This is a genomic window from Amycolatopsis sp. NPDC104587 (genome assembly GCF_055583645.1).
This window is the reverse complement of record NZ_JBVJNO010000019.1, coordinates 171,188-189,349: the sequence shown is the minus strand read 5'-3', so window position 1 is coordinate 189,349 and position 18,162 is coordinate 171,188. Positions and strand designations below refer to the sequence as shown.

The following is an 18,162-nucleotide window of genomic DNA, read 5'->3' as shown; positions in this document are numbered from 1 at the left end:
AGGCTGGCTGCACTTCTACAATCAACACCGACCCCACAGCTCAACCGGCGGCAAGCCGCCGGTCACCCGGCTGACCAACCTCCCTGGACATCACAGCTAGGTCGTTTCCTCGGGGCGGCGGCGCATGGTGGATGCCGGGTTCTCGGTCCGGCGGTCCGAGTCGCGGAGGACTTCGCGGGCCTGGGCTTCGGGGTCGTCGCTTTCGACGGCCTGTTCTTCGGGCAGCAGCTCGGCGCGGGTCTCGGACCGCTCGGGGATCTTTTCGTCCATGCCGGGCTGGTACCCGCCGGCGCGCGGTCTCAGACATCCGTCCGCCGTTGTAACACCGCGGGCAGCGCGGGCGACCTGACTGCACCGGGATCACGTGGTCCCGGACGGCCCGAGGAGGCCCGATGCACCAGGCCGGACCCTGGCCCGAGATCCACCGCGAACGCGCCGCACTGGCCGACGACCTGGCCGGCCTGCCCGCGGCGGCCTGGGCGACGCCGTCGCTGTGTCGCGAGTGGACGGTCCACGAAGTACTCGGGCACGTGGTCGCGACGGCGAAGCTGACGCCGATCGGGTTCTTCACCCGGCTGGCCGGTTCAGGCTTCCGGTTCGCGGCGATGAGCGCCACCAACGTCCGCCGCGAGACGGCCGACGGCCCGGAAGCGACCCTCGAGCAGCTGCGGTCGCACGCGAACGCGACGACTGGGCCGCCGGGGCCGGCCGAGTCGTGGCTCGGGGAGATCGTGGTGCACGGGACGGATATCCGGTGGCCGCTGGGGCTGGACCGCGCGTTTCCCACCGCGACGCTGATGCGGGTGGCTGAGTTCTATCGTGGGTCGAACCTGCTGATCGGTGCGAAGAAGCGGATCGCGGGGTTGGCGCTGCGGGCTGATGATGCGGAGTGGTCGGCGGGAGCTGGGCCGGAGGTGCGGGGGCCGTTGCTGGCACTCGTTATGGCGATGACCGGGCGAGAGGCGGCGGTGGAGCGGTTGTCGGGTGAGGGGCTGGAGCTGCTGTCGGCTCGATGCCGCGGCGAGTGAACCCGGCCGGACGGCGGTGCGGGGGCCGCTGCTCGCGCAGGTCATGACCAGACGGAGGCGGAGCGGTGGTCCGGCGACGGGGCTCAAGCTGCAGTCGGCCCGGTGCTGCGAAGCCTGAGATCGGCATGGCTGACCCACTGAAGGAAGACCCGGACCGCGATCGGCCTCGCGCGGACCCGATTCAGGCTGAAGCGCGAGCCCCTCCTCGCGAGTCACGCCGAATCCACCCGAAACACCGCAATCCTCTCCGCCGCGGCCGCCGCTGCTTCCGGCGTCGCAGCGTCCGCCAAGCCCGTCGTCACGAACCGCTTGCCCACGCTCGCCGGGCTTTGCTCGACCAGCTGCCGCAACAATGGGCGCCGTTGCTCCACCGGGACCTCCGTCAACCGGGCCGCCGAAGTACGGCGGCCGCGGGTGAGCGTCACCTCACCCGCGGCTCGTGCGTTCGCCACCCAGGCCGCCTTCGGGTACGCCTGGAAGATGTAGCGGCCGCCCTCAAGGCTGATGACCGCTATCGGGAACGTGCGCGGGACGCCTGTGCGGCGTCCCGCGACCGTGAGCAGCTGCATCGGGCCGAACGCGACGCCGAGCCGCTGGAGCCCCACGACGATCTTGTTCCCCGCGTTGACCATCCGCCGGTAGTTCTGCGCTGTTGCCATGACTCGACCGTACCACAGATTATATGACTTTCATATCATCTGCTTCTCGTAGTTAACGTCGATCCGGTCCCGGCGCGGGCTCGGGCGGCATCGGGTCGGGAACGGGCACGCCGCCCGGTTCCGGGATGGGCCGCTCGCGGCCGGGGCCGGGCGGCGCCGGATCTGGTGTCACAGGGTCCGGCGCCACCGGGTCCGGTGCCGGTGGTGCGGTCAGGTGAGCAGGCATCGGTCGTCCCTCCGCCAGGCCGTCCGTGGCTCGGACGGCGATCACCTTGAGCTACCACCGCGGCTCCGATCGGAAACCCTTGACCCTGACACCGTGTCAGGTCCTATCCCGGACCCCATGACGTTCTTCCGCTCCGCCACCGAGGTGGCCGCCGACATCCGCCGGGGCGTGCTCTCGGCCCGTGAACTCACCGAAACGCTCTTCGCCCGCATCGACGCCTCCGAAGTCAACGCCGTCGTCGCGACCAGCCGCGCCTTCGCGCTCGACGCCGCCGCGGAAGCCGATCGGGCCGTCCGGCGCGGGGACGACCTCGGGCCGCTGCACGGGGTGCCGATCACGATCAAGGACGCCTTCGGCGTGGCCGGGCTGCCGACGACCTGGGGTGAGCCGGCGTTCTCCGACGCCGTCGCGGACCGGGACGCCGTGGTCGTCGGACGGCTGCGGGACGCCGGGGCGATCGTCGTGGGCAAGTCGAACGTGCACCACATGCTCGCCGACTTCGGACAGACCGCCAACCCGCTCTTCGGGCGGACGCTGAACCCGTGGGATCCCGCCCGCACGCCGGGCGGCTCCAGCGGGGGCGCCGCGGCCGCGCTCGCCGCTGGACTGTCCTTTCTGGACTACGGCTCGGACCTCGCCGGGTCGATCCGGATCCCGGCCGCCTACTGCGGTGTCTACGGGCTCAAACCCACCCCGGGAACTGTTTCCCTACAAGGGTTCCAGCCACCCGGGCCGCCCGTGACGCTCGCCCGGGAGTTCCCGTCGGCCGTCGGGCCGCTCGCGCGCTCGGCGGCAGATCTCCGCCTTGCCCTGGACGTGACGAGCAAAGAAGCGCTCGCGCCGTCTCGCCGGACCCGGCTGGCGGACTTCCGCGCCGGCGTTGTCCTCGGCGACCCGCGCTGCCCGGTGACCGGCGAGGTCGGCCAGGCGCTGACGCACGCCGTCGACGCGCTCGCGGCAGCCGGGGTGAAGATCACCGAAGGCTGGCCGGACGGCGTCGACCCGATGGCCCAGGCCGAGTCGTTCGGCTTCCAGGTCGAGCTGTTCTTCGCCGCCCAGGAGGGCCGTGCGCTGGAAGGGTTCGCCGAGGAAGAACAACGGCGCACGGCCTTCGAAGCGGCGTGGGGCCGGTACTTCCGGGACATCGACGTCTTCCTCTGCCCCACCGTCTTCACCACGGCGTTCCCGCACGACGACCGGCACCGCTACGACGACCAGGGGTTCTGGATCGCGCAGGCGTCCCTGCCCGGGCTGCCCGCCGTGAGCGCACCGGCCGGGGGTGCGCTGCCGGTCGGGCTGCAGGTCGTCGGGCCCGCGCACGAAGACATCACGGCGATCACGTTCGCGGAGCTCGCCGCGGACGTCGTCGGCGGGTTCGCCGCGCCTGGGGAATGATCGGGGCGTGTTCTCGATCGGTGACTTCGCCCGCCACGGCCGCGTGTCGGTCCGGATGCTGCGCCACTACGACGCGCTCGGGCTGCTGCGGCCGGCGCGTGTCGACCCCGCGTCCGGTTACCGCAGCTACACGGCGGGGCAGCTGGCGCGGCTGAACCGGATCGTCGCGCTGAAGGACCTCGGGTTCACCCTCGAGCAGGTGGCGGCGCTGCTGGCCGACGAGGTCACGGTCGAACAGGTGCGCGGCATGCTGGCGCTGCGGCGCGCCGAGCTCGAAGCGGCGCTGGCCGAGGGTGCGGCCCGGCTGGCGCAGGTCGAAGCGCGGCTGCGGACGATCGAGGACGAAGGCCGCCCGCCCGCGCACGACGTGGTGGTCAAGGAGCTGCCCGCCGTGCGGGTGGTGGAGCTGACGGGGATCGCGGCGGGGTTCGCGCCGGAGGCGATCGGCCCGGTCGTCCGGCCGCTGTGCGCGGAGCTGGGCCGCCGCCTGCCGCGCGCGGACGTCACCCCGGCGGGGCGCCTGACGTGTTACTACGAGCAGCGCGCCGAGGACGAAGTCGTGGTGCACGCGGCGATCCCGGCGGCGGTGGGGCCGGGCGACCTCGACGGCCTGACGGTGGCGGACCTGCCGGCCACGCGCGCGGCGACCCTGGTCCACCACGGCGCGATCGACGGGGTCCTGCCGAGCTGGCAGGCGGTGGTCCGGTGGGTCGCCGACCACGGTTTCGCCTCGGCTGGGCCGCAGCGGGAGCTGTACCTGGACTGCCCGGCGGACCCGGCGGGCTGGGTGACGGAGCTGCAGGAGCCGCTCGGTTAGTGCGTGTGCTCGCCGGCGGTGATGCCGCGGTCGACGTGGTCCGCGTGGTGGAGAGCCTGGGCCAGCAAGCCGCGCACGTGGTTGTCGGCCGCCGAGTAGTAGACGAACGTTCCTTCGCGGCGGCCCTTCACCAGCCCGGCCAGGCGAAGCTTGGCCAGGTGCTGGCTGACCGCCGTCGGGGCCGCGCCGGCGAGCTCGGCCAGGCAGGCCACCGACGACTCGCCCTGCAGCAACGCCCAGAGCACCTTGACGCGGGTCGGGTCGGCGAGCAGCCGGAACGTCTCCGCGGCCAGGTGGACCTGCTCTTCGGCGGGCATGTCGAAGTCCGGCAGCGACGTGTGCATGCCGGCTACCTTACTACTTGCGTATCTGCGTGTGTGCGCAGATAGACTACCGCCATGGGAAACGGACACGGCCACTCGCGGTGGCGCCCGCACAGCCACGACAGCACCGACCGCGTCGACCACGCCCTCGAAACCAGCCGGCGCGGCATCCGCGCGCTCGGGTGGTCGTTCGCCGCGCTGTTCACGACCGCCGTCGCGCAGCTGGTGCTCGTGCTGGTCACCGGATCGGTGGCGCTGCTGGGCGACACGATCCACAACTTCGCCGACGCGCTGACCGCCGTCCCGCTCGGCATCGCGTTCCTGCTCGGCCGGCGCGCGGCCACCCGTCGCTACACGTACGGCCTCGGCCGCGCCGAGGACCTGGCCGGGGTGGTCGTCGTGCTGGTCGTCGCCGCCTCGGCGGTGCTCGTCGGGTACGAGTCCGTGCTGCGGCTGCTCGACCCTCGGCCGGTCGGGCACCTGGGCGTGGTCGCCGCGGCCGGGGTGGTGGGGTTCGTCGGCAACGAGCTCGTAGCGCGCTACCGGATCAAGGTCGGCCGGGCGATCGGCTCGGCCGCCCTGGTCGCCGACGGGCTGCACGCCCGCACGGACGGCTTCACCTCGCTCGCGGTCGTCCTCGGCGCGGCCGGGGTCGCGCTCGGGTTCCCCTCCGCCGACCCGATCGTCGGGCTGGGCATCACGGTCGCGATCCTGTTCGTCCTGCGTGATGCCGCCAAGGAAGTGTTCCGGCGGCTGCTCGACGCCGTCGACCCGGCGTCCGTCGAACTGGCCGAGCGGACGGCGCGCGAGGTAGCCGGCGTGCTGGACACGCGTGACCTGCGGATGCGCTGGATCGGTCACCACCTGCGGGCCGAGCTGGCGGTGACGGTGGCCGCGGACCTGACGGTCGCCGACGCCCACGCGCTCGCCCACGCCGTCGAGCACCGGCTGCTGCACACGATCGCGCGGCTGACCGCGGTCGTGGTGCACACCGAACCGGCGGAAGGGGCGGACCGGGTGCACAGAACCCTGGCCCACCACCACTAAGCGGCCGGCGCGAGGGACTCGGCCCGAGCCGTCGACCGCCAGACCGCGGCCGCCGCCAACGCCGTCACTGTGGCCGAGCCGCCCGAGATCGCGATCGCCGTCGCCGATCCCAGCTGTTCCGCGAGCAGGCCCGCGCCGACGATCGCCACGCCCTGGGAGCTGGTGAGACACGTGCTCAGGCGGCCCAGCACCGTGCCGCGGCGGTCGTCCGGGACCAGGTCGACCACCGCCGCCTGCAGGCGGATCAGGTACACCGTCGACAGGCCGCCCGACAGCGCCCAGAAGCCGGCCGCCCACCACGGTCCCGGCAGCAGCGGGACCACCAGCAGCGGCAGCCCGGCCAGTGCCGCCGGCACCGCGACCGACCGGGGCGCCGCCCGTGGCCGGGACGCCGTGCGGGCCGCCCACCAGCCGCCCAGCACGCTGCCGACCGGGTCCGCCGCCATCAGCACACCGACGCCGGCCGAGCCGATCCCGGCCGCCGACGCGTACGGCGCCGCGAGGCCTTCGGGCACCACGAGGAAGCCGATCATCGCCGCGAACGCGTAGACCGCGACCAGCACCGGGCCGGTCTTCGCGGTCGGGCCGGGCGTCCGGGTGGCCCGCGCCGCCGGCCGCGGGTGGACGAACAGCAGGACCACCGCGGCACTCGCCAGGAACGTCGCCGCGTTGGCGAGCAGCGCCAGGGTGGGCCCGGTCGCCGTCACGAGCACCCCGCCGAGCCCGAACCCGGCCACCTGCACCGCCTGGATGGTGACCTGCCGCAGGCCCATGCCCGCCTGGAAGAGCGGGCCGGGCAGGACGTCCGGGAGCAGCGCGAGCTGAGCGGCCTTGAACGGCGCCGCCGCCAGCGTCAGCACGCCGATCAGGGCCCACAACAGCCACAACGGCAGCCCGGGCACGGCCATCGCCGCCGCCAGCAGGCCGCGCAGGACGTCGGTCGTCACGACGACCGCGCGGCGCGGGTACCGGTCGGCCAGACCGGACAGCAGCACCCCGCCGAGCACGGCCGGGACGAACGTCAGCGCGTACGTCAGCGCGGTCAGCGCCGCGGAGCTCGTCCGGTCGAACACGACCAGCGCCAGCGCGACCCGCGCGACCTGGTCACCGCACACCGACAGCGCCTCGGCCAGCCAGAGCGCCCGGAACTCCCGGACGCGCAGCGCCCCGCCGAACCCCGGCATCCGCATCACCCCGCGCCGTGCACGCGCGAGGCGGCCCCGCGGTTTAGCCCGAACGCGGGTGCGGCTCAGCCGACGGGCTGTTCCGCCGGTTCCGGCTTCGGGCTCAGCACCCCGGCGAACACCGCCGCCAGGACGCACAGCACCACCGGCAGCACGAAGGTGACGTTCAGCGGCATCCACCGCGTCAGGCCGCCGATCACCGCCGGCCCCGCCAGCAGCCCGACGTACCCGAGGCCGACCACGCGGGCCATCAGCGCGCCGGACGCACGCGTGTCCAGGTTGCCCGCCGCGGTGAACAGCTGCGGGACGCCGCCCGAGAGGCCCAGGCCGAACAGCGCCCAGCCCACCAGGGACAGCGGCACCCAGGGAGCCGCCGCGGCGATCGACAGGCCGACCGCCGCGAGCGCCGCGCCGTAGCGGACGATCGCGGCCGGGCCGGCCCAGGCCGCGACGCGGTCGGTCAGGAAGCGGCCGGTCGTCATCGCCACGGCGAACGCGCCGTACGCGAACGCTGCCGTCGAGGCTGACGTGCCGAGCACCTTTTCCATGTGCAGCGCGGCCCAGTCGTTCGCCACGCCCTCCGACAGCATCAGCGCCAGCGCGAGCAGGCCGAGCAGCCAGACCACGCGCCCCGGCGGCCGGCGGCGGACCGGCGCGGCCTCCGCCGCCGTCTCCTCGACGGCGGGCGCGTCCGACGGCTCCATCAGGAACCGGGCCGCCAGCAGGGAAATCAGCACGCAGAACAGGCCGGTGCAGGTGAGCGTGACCCCGGTGGGGACACCGGCGCCGAGCGTCGCCGCGCCGATGACCGCCGCGAACGCGCCGCCGATCGACCACATCGCGTGGAAGGCCGCCATGATCGGGCGCGGGTAGGCCCGCTCCACCACCACGGCGTGGGCGTTCATGCCGACGTCGATCGCGCCGTTGCCGAAGCCGAACAGCGCGAGCGCGAGCCCGAGCGTCCACCAGGAGTTCGCGAACCCGGGCGCGCACAGCGCGAGGCCGAGGAACACCCCCGCCGCCGGGACCAGCTTGCGGTGCCCGAGCCGGTCGACGAGCGGGCCGGAGATCTGCATGCCGGCGAACGCCGCGCCGCCGAGCACCAGCAGCAGCGCGCCCAGGGTGCTGTGCGAAATGCCGGTCGCGCGCTCGACGTTCGGGATGTGCACGACCCACATGCCCATCCCGAACCCGTTGAGGGCGAAGAACATGAAGGTCGCAGCGCGGGCGGCGCGCGGGCGGGGCGGTGCGGTCGTCATCGGCTCTCCGTGGGGGTGGGGACGGCGACGTGCACGAGCACGCCGCGTTCGGCCAGGGCCGCGCGCTGGTCTTCGGGCGCGCCGGGGTCGGTGATCACGACGTCCGCGCGGTCGGCGGGACAGACGTGGGCGAGGGCGGCACGGCCCCACTTGGCGCCGTCGGCGAGCACGATCGCCCGGGCCGCGACGTCGAGGGCCTGCTGCTTGACTTCGGCGTCGCCGAGGTCGAAGGCGGTGAGCCCGGTGTCGAGCCCGAACGCGCACGGGCTCAGCACGGCGACGTCGAACCGCAGGGCGCGCAGCGAAGCCAGGGTCAGCGGGCCGACCAGGGCCTGCTCCCCCGGCCGCGGCTCGCCGCCCGGCAGCAGCAGCCGGATCCCCGGGGCCTCGGCCAGTTCCCGGGCCGCGTGCAGGGACAGCGGCATCACGGTGACCGAGCGCCCGCGCAGCAGCCGGGCCAGCTCGAGGGCGGTGGTGCCGCTGTCGAGGACGATCGTTTCGCCGTCGTGGATCAGCTCCGCCGCGGCGGCCGCGATGGCCCGCTTCGCCGCGGTCGCGGCCGTCGCCCGGGCCGCGAACGGGGGCTCGATCCCGGACGGCGAGGCCGCCACGGCGCCGCCGTGCACCCGGCGCAGGACCCCGCTCGCGGCGAGGTGGTCGAGGTCGCGGCGCACGGTCATCTCCGACGCGCCGGTCACCTCGGCCAGCTCGGTGACGGCGACCTGGTCGGCGTCCCGCAGCCGCTCGACGATGATCCGCTGGCGTTCCGCGCTCTTCACCCCGCGATGCTCGCAAGCCACCGGATTTCGCACAACCGGTTTGTTCGTCCGCTCACGTCGGTTGTTCGAAAAGCCGCTGCGGCATGATGGTGCCGTGCACGCCGCCGAGACCACCGCGACCCCGTGACCGGGGGCTACCTGAAGGGCCGGATCCGCCGTGAGGACATCATCACGGCGGCGGCCGCGGCCTACGGCGAGCTCGGTTACCACGGCTCGTCGCTGCGGGAGATCGCCAAGCGCGTCGGGATCTCCCACGCGGGGCTGCTGTACCACTTCCCCACCAAGGAGGCCCTGCTCGCCGCGGTGCTCGAACGGCGCGACGCCGAGGACTCCGAGCGCGAGCAGCTGACGGTGCCGCCCGGCATCGAGGTCCTGCGCCACTTCGTCGCGCTCGCCGGGCACAACGTCCGGCACCCCGGCATCGTCGACCTCTACTCGCGGCTGGCCGCCGAGGCGGTCGCCGCCGACCACCCGGCGCACGAGTACTTCGTGCGCCACTACCGGGCCGCGCGCGCCAGCGTGCACGAGTCGTTCGAAGCCCTGGCCGCCCGTGGCGAGCTGCGCGAGGGCGTCGAGCCCGGGATGGCCGCGCTGACGTTCATCGCGCTGATGGACGGCCTGCAGGTGCAGTGGCTGACCGCGCCCGCTGACGTGGACCTGGTCGGTTCGCTGCGCTCCGCCCTGCAGAACCTGCTCACCGTCCCGCTCTAGAGGGTCTTCGCGTACGGGTCCCAGGCCGCCGGCAGCGCGGGCGGGACCTCGACACTGCTGATGACTTCGACGGACTGCCCGCGGGTCATCGATTCGTCGATGGCCAGCATCGTGTCGAGCACGTGGTAGGCCAGCTCGCCGGACGCGCGTTCCGGCACACCCGCGCGGATCGCCCGGGCCAGCTCCAGCACGCCGGTGCCGCGCGACGCCGCGTGCCCGTGCGCCGGCAGCTCTTCCGGCTCCTCGTGCCCGAGCAGGTGCAGCCGGGTCGGCCCGTCGAAACGGTTCGGGTCCGGCAGCACGGCGGTGCCGAGGGTGCCGGTCACCTCGACGAACCCGGCCCGCTTGAGCGCCGAGTCGAAGCTCAGCACGAGCTGGGCCGAGCCGCCCGCCTCGAACTCGACGAGCGCGGTGACCGTGGTCGGCACCGTCACCGGGAACTCGGTCCCGGCGCGCGGCCCGGACCCGATCACGCGGGTCTCGCGGGCCCGGCCGCCGGCCGCGGTGACCCGCTGGACCGGGCCGAGCAGCTGCACCAGCGTGGTCAGGTAGTACGGGCCCATGTCGAGCAGCGGCCCGCCGCCGGCCTGGAAGAGGAACTCCGGCGCCGGGTGCCAGCTCTCCGGCCCGGGCACCTGGAACAGCGCGAGCGCGGTGAACGGCCGCCCGATCCGGCCGGCGTCGACGGCCTGGCGGGCGGTCTGCGGGCCGGCGCCGAGCACGGTGTCGGGCGCGCTGGCCACGCGCAGGTTCTTCTCCCGTGCGCGGTCCAGCAGCTTGCGGCCGGTCTGGCGGTCGAGGGCGAGCGGCTTCTCCGCCCAGACGTGCTTGCCCGCTTCGAGGGCGGCGAGCCCGACCTCGACGTGCGACGCCGGGAGGGTCAAGTTGACGACGATCTCGACCTCGGGGTCGTCGAGCAGCTCGGGCACCGTGCTCGCGTGCGGGACGCCGAACTTCTCCGCCTGTGCGGTGGCGCGGGCGGCGTCGAGGTCGGCGATCCGCAGCACGCGGACGTCGGGGAAGCTCGTGAGGTTCTCGAGGTAGGTGCCGCTGATGACGCCGGCGCCGATCACCCCGACGCCGACCGGGCCGCCGGTCACCGGCCGGCGCCGGCGAGGAAGGCGTGGCTGGCGGCGATGGCCTCGAAGAGGTCGCCGTCGTAGGCGTCGAACTCGATGACGCGCAGCGCGGCGGGCGCGGCCGCGAGCACTTCGGCGACCGGCACCCGGCCCTGGCCGGCGGGCAGCTGGCCGGAGGCGTCGGTGGCGAGGCCGCCGTCCTTGACGTGGATGGCCTGGACGCGGTCGCCGAGCCGGCCCAGCAGCGCGGCCGCGTCCTCGCCGCCCGCGGTGGCCCAGTACGTGTCGACCTCGAGCGCGACGGCCGGGTCGAGCTGGTCGGCGAACACTTCGAACGCGCTGCGGCCGTCGATCCGGGACTCCAGCTCCCACCAGTGGTTGTGGTAGCCGACGCCGACGCCGTGCTCGGCCGCGACCTTCGCCGCGGCGTTCAGCGCCTCGGCCGTCGCGGCGATGTCGGCCGGGTCCCGCCACTGCTCGGGCTTGACGAGCGGGTCGATCACCAGGCCGATGCCCAGCTCGGCCGCCGCGGCGAACACGGCCGCCTGGTCGGCGCCGAGCAGGCGCGCGTGCGCGGTCGGGGCGGTCAGCCCGTTCGCCGGCAGGCCGGCCCGGAGGGCCTCGACGTTCTCGACGACGCCGTAGGGCTCGACCTGCGTGAAGCCGATCGCGGCGAGCCGCCGCAGGGTGTCGGCGGGGTCCGCCGCGAAGGCGTCGCGGACCGAGTACAGCTGCACGGAAAGCGGGCTCATCCCAGCTCCTGGGGTCACGGTGGCGGGTTCTCAATTTCTACCATGTGGTCAGAATTGGCGCCAGGGATTTCGGGACGGGTCCACCGGACGGCGGCAGCGTCGTGCCGAGGCTCACGACCCGGGGTGTTTTGGCGAGCGCCCGGTGGGGCAGTAACGCAGGGAAGGCGGGGGCCAGGCCGATCCGGGAGGTGCCGGTAGTGGACAGGGCAGGGGACGAAGTGGACACCGGGGCCATCGAGCACCCGGCGTCCCGTCGCGACCTGACGGAACTGTCCGAGGCCGCGCGAGACCTCGACCGCCGCATCGAGCAGCACCTCGAGCGGCTGCGCCGCGAACGCGCCGAGCGCGCCCGCGACGACATCCCCGACCAGCGGCTTCGCCCCAGCGGCTGACCTCGTCTTCACCGCGCGGACCCGAGCTACTACGCTGGGTGGCCCAACGCCACGCGCCGGAGTTCTGCGAGGTCGCCATGTCCGAGACGCTGTCCCCGAGCCAGAAGCCGGTCGGAGTCGACCCCTCCCGGCCGAGCATCGCGCGGATCTACGACGGGTTCCTCGGCGGCAACAACTTCTACGAAGTCGACCGCGTGGTGATGGAGAAGATCCGCGCCGCGGTCCCGGAGGCCGTCGACATCGCCCGCGGCAACCGCGGCTTCCACAACCGCGCGCTGCGGATGCTCGCGAGCCAGACCCGGATCGCGCAGTACCTCGACTGCGGGTCCGGGCTGCCGACGGCGGAGAACACGCACCAGATCGTCCAGCGCATCGACAAGGACCACACGGTCGTCTACGTCGACAACGACCCCGTCGTCCTCGCGCACGGCCGGGCGCTGCTGGTGGAGAACGACTTCACGCACATGGTCGAAGCGGACATCTTCACCCCGGACGAGGTGCTGGCCAACGACGAGGTCCGGCGCCACATCAACTTCTCCGAACCGGTCGCGCTGCTGCACGTCGGCACGATGCACCACTTCGAAGGCGACGGCGCGACCGACGTCATGCGGCAGTACATCGACGCGCTCGCCCCCGGCTCGTACGTGGTGCTCTCGCACTTCTTCGACCCCGAGGTGCCGGAGCTGACCGAGATCGCCAAGCGCATCGAGAACATCCTGACGCAGGGCCCGCTCGGCGCCGGCCGGTTCCGCACGCGGGTGGAGATCGAGGCCATGCTGCCGGGCCTCGATCTCCTCCAGCCGAACGCGACCTCCGCGCCGGGCCTGGCGGTGTGCGACGAGTGGTGGCCGGACGGGCCCCGGCTCACGCCCCTGTCGGGTTCGGCGAAGTGCGTGGCCGGGATCGTCGGCGTCAAGCGCTGACCCGGTTCCCCGGCTAACGCAGCCGCCACAGGTGGTCGGCGGTTCCGGTGTCCCCGAACTGCACCACCTGGGCGCTGTCCGCGGTGGACATCCCCGCGACGCCCAAGACCTTGCCGGAGTTGCGGTTCACGATCCGGAACCAGCCGCTGCCGTCGTCGCGCAGCCGCCAGTCGTGGTCCGCCGACCCGTTGTCGGCGAACTGGACGACGATCGCGCTGTCCGCCGTCGACATCACGTCCACGCCGAGCACCCTGCCCGAGTGGACGTTGCGGATCCGGAACCACCCGCCCGCGGCCGGTTCGAAGGTCCACAGGTGGTCGTCGGTGCCGTTGTCGGCGAACTGCACCATCCGCGCACTGTCCGCAGTGGACATCTGATCCACCCCGAGCACCTTGGCCGAGTTGCGGTTCTCGACCCGGACCCGGCCGTCGGGCACGAGTGACCACACGTGGTCCGCGGTGCCCGAGTCCGCGAACTGCACCACCTGCGCGCTGTCCGCCGTGGACATTCCCGCGACGCCCATGACCTTGCCGGAGTTGCGGTTTTTCAGCCGCCACGCGCCGTCGCCGTTGTCGACGAGCTGCCACAGGTGGTCCGCGGTGCCGTTGTCGGTGAACTGGACGACGATCGCGCTGTCCGCGGTGGACATCCGGTCCACGCCCAGCACCTTGCCGGAGTGGTGGTTGCGGACCCGGTACCAGCCGTCCCCGTTCGGGACCAGGTGCCAGACGTGGTCGTCCGTGCCGTTGTCGGTGAACTGCACGACCCGCGCACTGTCCGCAGTGGACATCTGATCGACGCCGAGCACCTTGCCGGAGTTGCGGTTCACGATCCGGAAGCCCGCTCCCCCGCCGCCGGGCGACCACGGGTGGCCGTTCGGGTCGGCTGTCGGGAACGACGTGACGCGCAGCCGCGCGGCGCCCATCGGGATCAGCGTGACCGTCTCGACCGCCGCGTCACTGCGGGCCGGGGACGCCTGCAGCGGCGTGACGACGTTCTGGTCGTCGGTCGTCCACTCGGCGATCTTCCGCGCGGGCGCGGTGATCTTGACCGGCGCGGTGTCGGGCGTGAACGGGTTGGCGGGCAACGCGCCGCCGGCCGCGGAGAAGGTCAGCTCGGCGCCCGGGGTGAGGCCGTAGTTCCACGGCGTCGTCGCGTGCACCGCGTACTCCGGGAACTGCGCGTTCCCGCCGATCTGCTGGTAGCTCTCGCCGACCTTCAGCGAGTAGGTCAGCGGGCCGTGGTCGACGGACACGGAGTCGTGGTTGGCCGACCAGGTCCGCGTGGTCGTGCGCTGGGGCAGGGTGAGCGTGACGACGTCACCGTTCGCCCAGGTCCGGTCGACTTTCACGAACGACGGCCCGGCCGTCGCCGCCACCGCCGCCCCGGCCACGACCAGCCGCGGCGCGGCGCACCAGGCGGGAATCCGGAAGTACAGCGGAAACGCCAGCCGCTTCGGCGTTCGGACGGTGAAGGTGACCTGCTCCGAGAACGGGTACGTCGTGTCCTCGGTGATGGTCACGGCGGTGCCGTCGCCGACCTTCGCCGTGACGCTGCTGGCGGAGTACATCGCGGCGGCGAGACCGTTGTCCGGGGTGGCGAGCCAGAGCTCTTCGGTGAAGTAGGGCCAGCCCATGCCGTAGTTGTGCGGGCAGCAGCGGTACTGGTCGACACCCGGCAGGTAGGCCTGCATCGCGAAGCCGTTCTGGAACTGGCCTTCGCTCTTGGGCACGTTGTCGAGGTCGACGCTGTTCGCGCTGGTGATGTAGTGCACGGCGCGCCCGGCCGGGTCGAGCGCGGCGGGCAGGGAGTTGAAGGCGAGGTCCTCGCAGCGGTCGGCCCAGACGGGGTCGCCGGTCAGCCGGGTGAGCAGCTGGTGGCTGGCCATGAACTCGACGATCCCGCAGGTCTCGAAGCCCTGGCGCGGGTCGCCGAACCCGGGCCGCGCGTTCTCGTCCCCGGCGAACCCGCCGCCGGCGAACTGGCCGTAGGTGGCCATGACGGTGGTGTAGTCGGAGTAGGTCGCCTGGGTCAGGCTCGCGTTGCCGGACCGCAGCGCGTACTGGGCGGGTTCGCGGAAGCCCTGGGCGATGTTGACGTTGTGCAGGCTCGGGAGGTTGTTCACCCAGCTGGCGCCGAAGCTGTGGATCTTGTCGGCGAGGTCGAGCAGGAAGGTGTCGCCGGTGCGGTTGAACAGCCAGAAGACGCTGTCGAGGCCGTCACCCCAGCGGACGGACACCCAGCTGGAGTCGAACGCGCTCTTGCCCTGGGCGTTCATGTAGCGGAGGAACCGGGTCAGGAACGGGACGACGCGGGTGTCGCCGGTGTACTCCTGCCAGGAGCGCAACGCCTGCAGCAGCGGGAGGTACGGCCAGAAGTCGGGGCCGTTGTTGAGCGCGGTGCGCAGCGCCGCCGGCCCGAAGAAGCCGTCGGACTGCTGGGTGGCGAGGATGGCGTCGATCCACTTGGCGGCGGTGGCTTTCGCGGTGGCGTCGCCGGTGACGGCGGCGAGGTCGACGTACCCGCGCAGCCAGTAGGGCACCTCCTCCCAGCCGGTGCGCTCCGGGTGGACCCAGCCGCTCGTGGCGAAGTCGAGGAAGTGCGACGTCTCGGCGTAGTGCCCGCAGAGGCCGTCGAGCTGCAGCCGCAGCTGGCCGGCGAGCCAGCCGCGGGCGGTGACCGCGCCGGGCGGGAGCTTGAGGAAGGCGGCGGGTTTGAGGGGCGCCGCGTTCGGCGTGTAGAACCCGCCCGAGGCGGGGGCGACCTTCCGGCAGCGGAGCACGGCGGCCCCGGCTTCCCGGACGTTCGCGCCGGTCAGCAGGGTGGCGGCGACGGCTCCGGTGACGAACTGCCTGCGGCTCAGCGACACGGGATCAGCCTCCGCTTGTCGTTACAACGTTGTAAAAACAGTCTTACCCGCTCGATACAACGTTGTAAATCCGCCGTTCGTCGGAGCGCAGCGCCGATGGCCGAGGTGACGGCGGAGCTCGTCGCGCTCGAGGACGCCAAAACGCAGGCGGTGAACGAGAAGCACGGCGTGAACCTCGGCAAGCTGCGCGCGGTCGCGAAACGGCTGAGAACCCCGCAGGAGCTCTGGGCGACCGGCGACACCGCGGCCAAGCTGCCGGCCACCTGATCTGCCGCCCGAAGGCGTTCGAGCGGACCGAGCTGGACACGATGCTGCGCGAGGCGCGCACCCCCAAGGTGCACGACTGGCTCGTCGGTTACCTCGTGAAGAAGAGCCCGCACGCCGAAGCGTTGCGGCCGGCCTGGTTCGCCGACCCGGACCCGGTGGTCGCGAGCGCCGGCTGGGCGCTCACCACCGATCGTGTGGCGAAGCAGCCCGACGGCCTCGATCTCGCCGGGCTGCTCGACACCATCGAAGCGGAGCTGACGGACGCCCCGGACCGCCTGCAGTGGGCGATGAACCACTGCCTGGCCCAGATCGGGATCGAGCACGCCGCGCTCCGCGCCCGCGCGATCGGCATCGGCGAGCGCCTGCAGGTGCTCAAGGACTACCCGACGCCCCCGAACTGCACGTCGCCGTTCGCGCCGGTCTGGATCACCGAGATGGTCCGCCGCCGGAACGCTTAGGCGATCGTGCGCAGCCGGCGGGTCGCGAAGTACACCAGTGCCACCGTCAGCAGCACGAAGATGCCGGTCTCGATCCCCTGGAACGTCCAGAACCGGCCGCCCGGCTGGTACTCCATCCAGTTGTACGCACCCGGTCCCACACCTCCACCGGCGCCGCAGCCGCCCGGCGGGCACGGGCCGATGCGGGCGTCGGGCAGCACCAGGTCGCCCGCCGCGTTGCGGACGCCTTCCGACATCACCCAGTCGCCCGACGCCGGGTTCGGGGTCTGCTTTCCTTCCGGCGCGAACGTCAGGGTCTGCGCCGGCAGGTACCGCGGCCGCGCGAGGACCTCGACGGCGATGCGGACCACCGCGTACCCGACCAGCGCCGTCCCCATGGCGGGCAGCACCTTCGGCCAGTAGGTCCCCACAAAAACGCCGAGCGCGAGCGCGAAGAGCGTGTACGCGATCGGGACGATCCCCTGGACGTCGAAGGACAGGTACGTCAGCCGGCCCGTGCTCGCGCTGACCAGCGGCTGGAACCACCACGACACGCCCAGCGCGTACCCGACGGCCAGCACCGCGGTGATCGCGCCGACCAGGCCGAACTTCACCAGGCCCCACCGCAGGCGGCTGACGCCCTGGGTCCACACGAGCCGGTGGGTGCCCTGCTCGACCTCACGCGAGACCAGCGGCGCGCCGAAGAACACCCCGACCAGCACCGGGAGGATGACGAACAGGACGGCGACGAACACCATGCCGCCGAACTGCTGCTGGAACTGGTGGCCGAGGCTCTCACAGTTCGCCGTCGCCTCGGTCTGCGTGATCATCGACGCGCTGCCGAGCGCGGCCCGGCACGCGGGCAGCCCGAGGCCGGTGTACTTCGAGTGCATCGCCAGGCCGGTGGGCACCATGATCGCGGCGAGCACCCCGAGGGCCACCAGCGTGAACAGCGCCTGCCTGCGGTGCTGGCGCCAGGTCAGCCAGATCATGCCGGCACCCCCCACGCTTCGGCCGTCGCCCGGGTTTCGCTGTCGGCGAGGTGGGCCAGCACCAGGTCCTCCAGGGTCACCTCGTGTTCAGTCCACAGTGGATCGATCGGGCCGTCGCCGCGGCGGACCAGCAGCGTCGACTGGCGTTCGGTGTGGCTGGCGCGGACCACCTCGGCGACGCCGGTGATGGACTCGCTGCCCGCCCGCGGGCCCACGAGCGTGCGGTGGGTGTCGAGCAGCTCGTCGACCGGCCCGGCGAGCCGGACGCGGGCGCCCTGCAGCACGACCAGGTGGTCACAGCTGCGTTCGAGGTCGGCGAGCAGGTGCGAGGACAGCAGCACGGTGGTCTCGCTCTCGGCCACCGCGCCCATCAGCGCCTGCATGAACTCCCGGCGCGCCAACGGGTCCAGGCTCGCGATGGGTTCGTCGAGCAGCAGCAGCCGCGGGCGCTTGGCGAGCGCCAGCGCCAGCGCGACCTGCGCCCGCTGGCCGCCGGAGAGCTTGCCGACCGGCCGGTCCGGCGGGATGCCCAGCGCCGCGAGCCGTTCGCGGGCCAGCGCGGCGTCCCAGCGGCGGCGGTTCAGCTTGCCGCCCATGGTGATCAGCTCCGCCGCGGTGAAGTCGCGGTAGAGCGGGGTGTCCTGCGCGACGAACCCGATGTCGGCGAGCACCGAGGCGCCCTCGCGCGGGTCGCGGCCGAACACCCGCACCTCACCCGCGTCGGGCCGCAGCAGCCCGACGACCAGGTGCAACAGGGTCGTCTTGCCCGCGCCGTTCGGGCCGACGAGCGCGGCGATCCGCCCGGCGGGCACCTCCAGCGCGCAGTCCCGCACCGCCCAGGTGCGCCCATAACGCTTGCCCAGCGCTCTGGTCTCCACCGCCAGTTCCATCCGGACTCCCCTACGACAGGTCCTGGGGGGGCCGAGCGGCGGGGCACGTGGTCTCGATCCGTGGCGCGACGTCGTCTTCTGGAACCCCCGCGGCTTTTGCGCGGCCCCACCCGGCCGACAAACCCTCCCGCAG

The 18,162-nt window shown here is 73.0% G+C and carries 18 protein-coding genes and 1 pseudogene; 8 read left to right on the top strand and 11 right to left on the bottom strand.

Annotation, left to right across the window (positions count from 1 at the left end):
• Positions 1-96: 96 nt before the first annotated feature.
• The gene (locus ACZ61C_RS42640; RefSeq protein WP_465313654.1) at positions 97-270 is read right to left on the bottom strand and encodes a hypothetical protein; all 174 of its coding nucleotides are present in this window, start codon (positions 268-270) and stop codon (positions 97-99) included.
• Between the two features lie 122 nt (positions 271-392).
• Between ACZ61C_RS42640 and ACZ61C_RS42635 the strand changes: the two genes are divergently transcribed.
• Positions 393-1,028, top strand: coding sequence for a maleylpyruvate isomerase family mycothiol-dependent enzyme (locus ACZ61C_RS42635; RefSeq protein ID WP_465313653.1), 636 nt, complete (start codon positions 393-395; stop codon positions 1,026-1,028).
• Between the two features lie 212 nt (positions 1,029-1,240).
• Here the strand turns inward: ACZ61C_RS42635 and ACZ61C_RS42630 are convergent, their stop codons facing one another.
• A complete protein-coding gene (locus ACZ61C_RS42630; protein ID WP_465313652.1) occupies positions 1,241-1,687 on the bottom strand; it encodes a nitroreductase family deazaflavin-dependent oxidoreductase in 447 nt (148 codons plus the stop codon).
• Between the two features lie 343 nt (positions 1,688-2,030).
• Between ACZ61C_RS42630 and ACZ61C_RS42625 the strand changes: the two genes are divergently transcribed.
• On the top strand, positions 2,031-3,308 hold the full coding sequence (locus ACZ61C_RS42625; protein ID WP_465313651.1) for an amidase family protein: 1,278 nt from the start codon (positions 2,031-2,033) through the stop codon (positions 3,306-3,308).
• A 7-nt stretch (positions 3,309-3,315) separates the two neighbouring features.
• Positions 3,316-4,125 carry a MerR family transcriptional regulator gene (locus ACZ61C_RS42620; RefSeq protein WP_465313650.1) on the top strand — a complete coding sequence of 270 codons (810 nt, stop codon included), beginning with the start codon at positions 3,316-3,318 and terminating at the stop codon, positions 4,123-4,125.
• Here the strand turns inward: ACZ61C_RS42620 and ACZ61C_RS42615 are convergent.
• The gene (locus tag ACZ61C_RS42615) at positions 4,122-4,469 is read right to left on the bottom strand and encodes an ArsR/SmtB family transcription factor (RefSeq protein WP_465313649.1); all 348 of its coding nucleotides are present in this window, start codon (positions 4,467-4,469) and stop codon (positions 4,122-4,124) included. The genes ACZ61C_RS42620 and ACZ61C_RS42615 overlap by 4 nt on opposite strands.
• 54 nt (positions 4,470-4,523) lie before the next feature.
• On the opposite strand from ACZ61C_RS42615, the gene ACZ61C_RS42610 reads away from it, so the two are divergent.
• Positions 4,524-5,495 (top strand): cation diffusion facilitator family transporter, encoded by a 972-nt coding sequence (locus tag ACZ61C_RS42610; protein ID WP_465313648.1) that lies wholly within the window; start codon positions 4,524-4,526, stop codon positions 5,493-5,495.
• Here ACZ61C_RS42610 and ACZ61C_RS42605 read toward each other — a convergent pair.
• The 3 genes from ACZ61C_RS42605 to ACZ61C_RS42595 form a co-directional block, all read right to left on the bottom strand.
• Positions 5,492-6,679, bottom strand: a complete 1,188-nt coding sequence (locus tag ACZ61C_RS42605) for an MFS transporter (protein WP_465313647.1) — start codon at positions 6,677-6,679, stop codon at positions 5,492-5,494. The genes ACZ61C_RS42610 and ACZ61C_RS42605 overlap by 4 nt on opposite strands.
• Before the next feature lie 65 nt (positions 6,680-6,744).
• The gene (locus tag ACZ61C_RS42600; protein ID WP_465313646.1) at positions 6,745-7,938 is read right to left on the bottom strand and encodes an MFS transporter; all 1,194 of its coding nucleotides are present in this window, start codon (positions 7,936-7,938) and stop codon (positions 6,745-6,747) included.
• Positions 7,935-8,717, bottom strand: coding sequence for a DeoR/GlpR family DNA-binding transcription regulator (locus ACZ61C_RS42595; protein WP_465313645.1), 783 nt, complete (start codon positions 8,715-8,717; stop codon positions 7,935-7,937). Before ACZ61C_RS42595 ends, ACZ61C_RS42600 begins: the two co-directional genes overlap by 4 nt.
• A gap of 123 nt (positions 8,718-8,840) precedes the next feature.
• Here ACZ61C_RS42595 and ACZ61C_RS42590 point away from each other — a divergent pair, with 123 nt between their 5' ends.
• The gene (locus ACZ61C_RS42590) at positions 8,841-9,428 is read left to right on the top strand and encodes a TetR/AcrR family transcriptional regulator (protein ID WP_465313644.1); all 588 of its coding nucleotides are present in this window, start codon (positions 8,841-8,843) and stop codon (positions 9,426-9,428) included.
• Here ACZ61C_RS42590 and ACZ61C_RS42585 read toward each other — a convergent pair.
• On the bottom strand, positions 9,425-10,528 hold the full coding sequence (locus ACZ61C_RS42585; RefSeq protein WP_465313643.1) for a Gfo/Idh/MocA family protein: 1,104 nt from the start codon (positions 10,526-10,528) through the stop codon (positions 9,425-9,427). The genes ACZ61C_RS42590 and ACZ61C_RS42585 overlap by 4 nt on opposite strands.
• The gene (locus ACZ61C_RS42580) at positions 10,525-11,259 is read right to left on the bottom strand and encodes a sugar phosphate isomerase/epimerase family protein (RefSeq protein ID WP_465313642.1); all 735 of its coding nucleotides are present in this window, start codon (positions 11,257-11,259) and stop codon (positions 10,525-10,527) included. Before ACZ61C_RS42580 ends, ACZ61C_RS42585 begins: the two co-directional genes overlap by 4 nt.
• A 197-nt stretch (positions 11,260-11,456) precedes the next feature.
• On the opposite strand from ACZ61C_RS42580, the gene ACZ61C_RS42575 reads away from it, so the two are divergent.
• Together ACZ61C_RS42575 and ACZ61C_RS42570 are read left to right on the top strand one after the other, a co-directional pair.
• Positions 11,457-11,651 carry a hypothetical protein gene (locus tag ACZ61C_RS42575; RefSeq protein ID WP_465313641.1) on the top strand — a complete coding sequence of 65 codons (195 nt, stop codon included), beginning with the start codon at positions 11,457-11,459 and terminating at the stop codon, positions 11,649-11,651.
• Between the two features lie 77 nt (positions 11,652-11,728).
• Positions 11,729-12,574, top strand: a complete 846-nt coding sequence (locus ACZ61C_RS42570) for an SAM-dependent methyltransferase (protein ID WP_465313662.1) — start codon at positions 11,729-11,731, stop codon at positions 12,572-12,574.
• A 13-nt stretch (positions 12,575-12,587) separates the two neighbouring features.
• Here the strand turns inward: ACZ61C_RS42570 and ACZ61C_RS42565 are convergent, their stop codons facing one another.
• Positions 12,588-15,443 carry an RICIN domain-containing protein gene (locus tag ACZ61C_RS42565; RefSeq protein WP_465313640.1) on the bottom strand — a complete coding sequence of 952 codons (2,856 nt, stop codon included), beginning with the start codon at positions 15,441-15,443 and terminating at the stop codon, positions 12,588-12,590.
• A gap of 96 nt (positions 15,444-15,539) precedes the next feature.
• On the opposite strand from ACZ61C_RS42565, the pseudogene ACZ61C_RS42560 reads away from it, so the two are divergent.
• A pseudogene (locus ACZ61C_RS42560) lies at positions 15,540-16,168 on the top strand (DNA alkylation repair protein).
• Here ACZ61C_RS42560 and ACZ61C_RS42555 read toward each other — a convergent pair.
• Positions 16,165-17,139 (bottom strand): transporter, encoded by a 975-nt coding sequence (locus ACZ61C_RS42555; protein ID WP_465313639.1) that lies wholly within the window; start codon positions 17,137-17,139, stop codon positions 16,165-16,167. The pseudogene ACZ61C_RS42560 and the gene ACZ61C_RS42555 sit on opposite strands and share 4 nt — an antisense overlap.
• A complete protein-coding gene (locus ACZ61C_RS42550) occupies positions 17,136-18,029 on the bottom strand; it encodes an ABC transporter ATP-binding protein (RefSeq protein ID WP_465313638.1) in 894 nt (297 codons plus the stop codon). The genes ACZ61C_RS42555 and ACZ61C_RS42550 overlap by 4 nt, the downstream gene beginning before the upstream one ends.
• Positions 18,030-18,162 lie beyond the last annotated feature (133 nt).

What these genes read in the sequence shown, in the direction of transcription:
- ACZ61C_RS42640 (WP_465313654.1), bottom strand. Translation starts at nt 270, where the DNA reads ATGGACGAAAAGATCCCCGAGCGGTCCGAGACCCGCGCCGAGCTGCTG.
- ACZ61C_RS42635 (WP_465313653.1), top strand. Translation starts at nt 393, where the DNA reads ATGCACCAGGCCGGACCCTGGCCCGAGATCCACCGCGAACGCGCCGCA.
- ACZ61C_RS42630 (WP_465313652.1), bottom strand. Translation starts at nt 1,687, where the DNA reads ATGGCAACAGCGCAGAACTACCGGCGGATGGTCAACGCGGGGAACAAG.
- ACZ61C_RS42625 (WP_465313651.1), top strand. Translation starts at nt 2,031, where the DNA reads ATGACGTTCTTCCGCTCCGCCACCGAGGTGGCCGCCGACATCCGCCGG.
- ACZ61C_RS42615 (WP_465313649.1), bottom strand. Translation starts at nt 4,469, where the DNA reads ATGCACACGTCGCTGCCGGACTTCGACATGCCCGCCGAAGAGCAGGTC.
- ACZ61C_RS42610 (WP_465313648.1), top strand. Translation starts at nt 4,524, where the DNA reads ATGGGAAACGGACACGGCCACTCGCGGTGGCGCCCGCACAGCCACGAC.
- ACZ61C_RS42605 (WP_465313647.1), bottom strand. Translation starts at nt 6,679, where the DNA reads ATGCCGGGGTTCGGCGGGGCGCTGCGCGTCCGGGAGTTCCGGGCGCTC.
- ACZ61C_RS42600 (WP_465313646.1), bottom strand. Translation starts at nt 7,938, where the DNA reads ATGACGACCGCACCGCCCCGCCCGCGCGCCGCCCGCGCTGCGACCTTC.
- ACZ61C_RS42580 (WP_465313642.1), bottom strand. Translation starts at nt 11,259, where the DNA reads ATGAGCCCGCTTTCCGTGCAGCTGTACTCGGTCCGCGACGCCTTCGCG.
- ACZ61C_RS42570 (WP_465313662.1), top strand. Translation starts at nt 11,729, where the DNA reads ATGTCCGAGACGCTGTCCCCGAGCCAGAAGCCGGTCGGAGTCGACCCC.
- ACZ61C_RS42555 (WP_465313639.1), bottom strand. Translation starts at nt 17,139, where the DNA reads ATGATCTGGCTGACCTGGCGCCAGCACCGCAGGCAGGCGCTGTTCACG.
- ACZ61C_RS42550 (WP_465313638.1), bottom strand. Translation starts at nt 18,029, where the DNA reads ATGGAACTGGCGGTGGAGACCAGAGCGCTGGGCAAGCGTTATGGGCGC.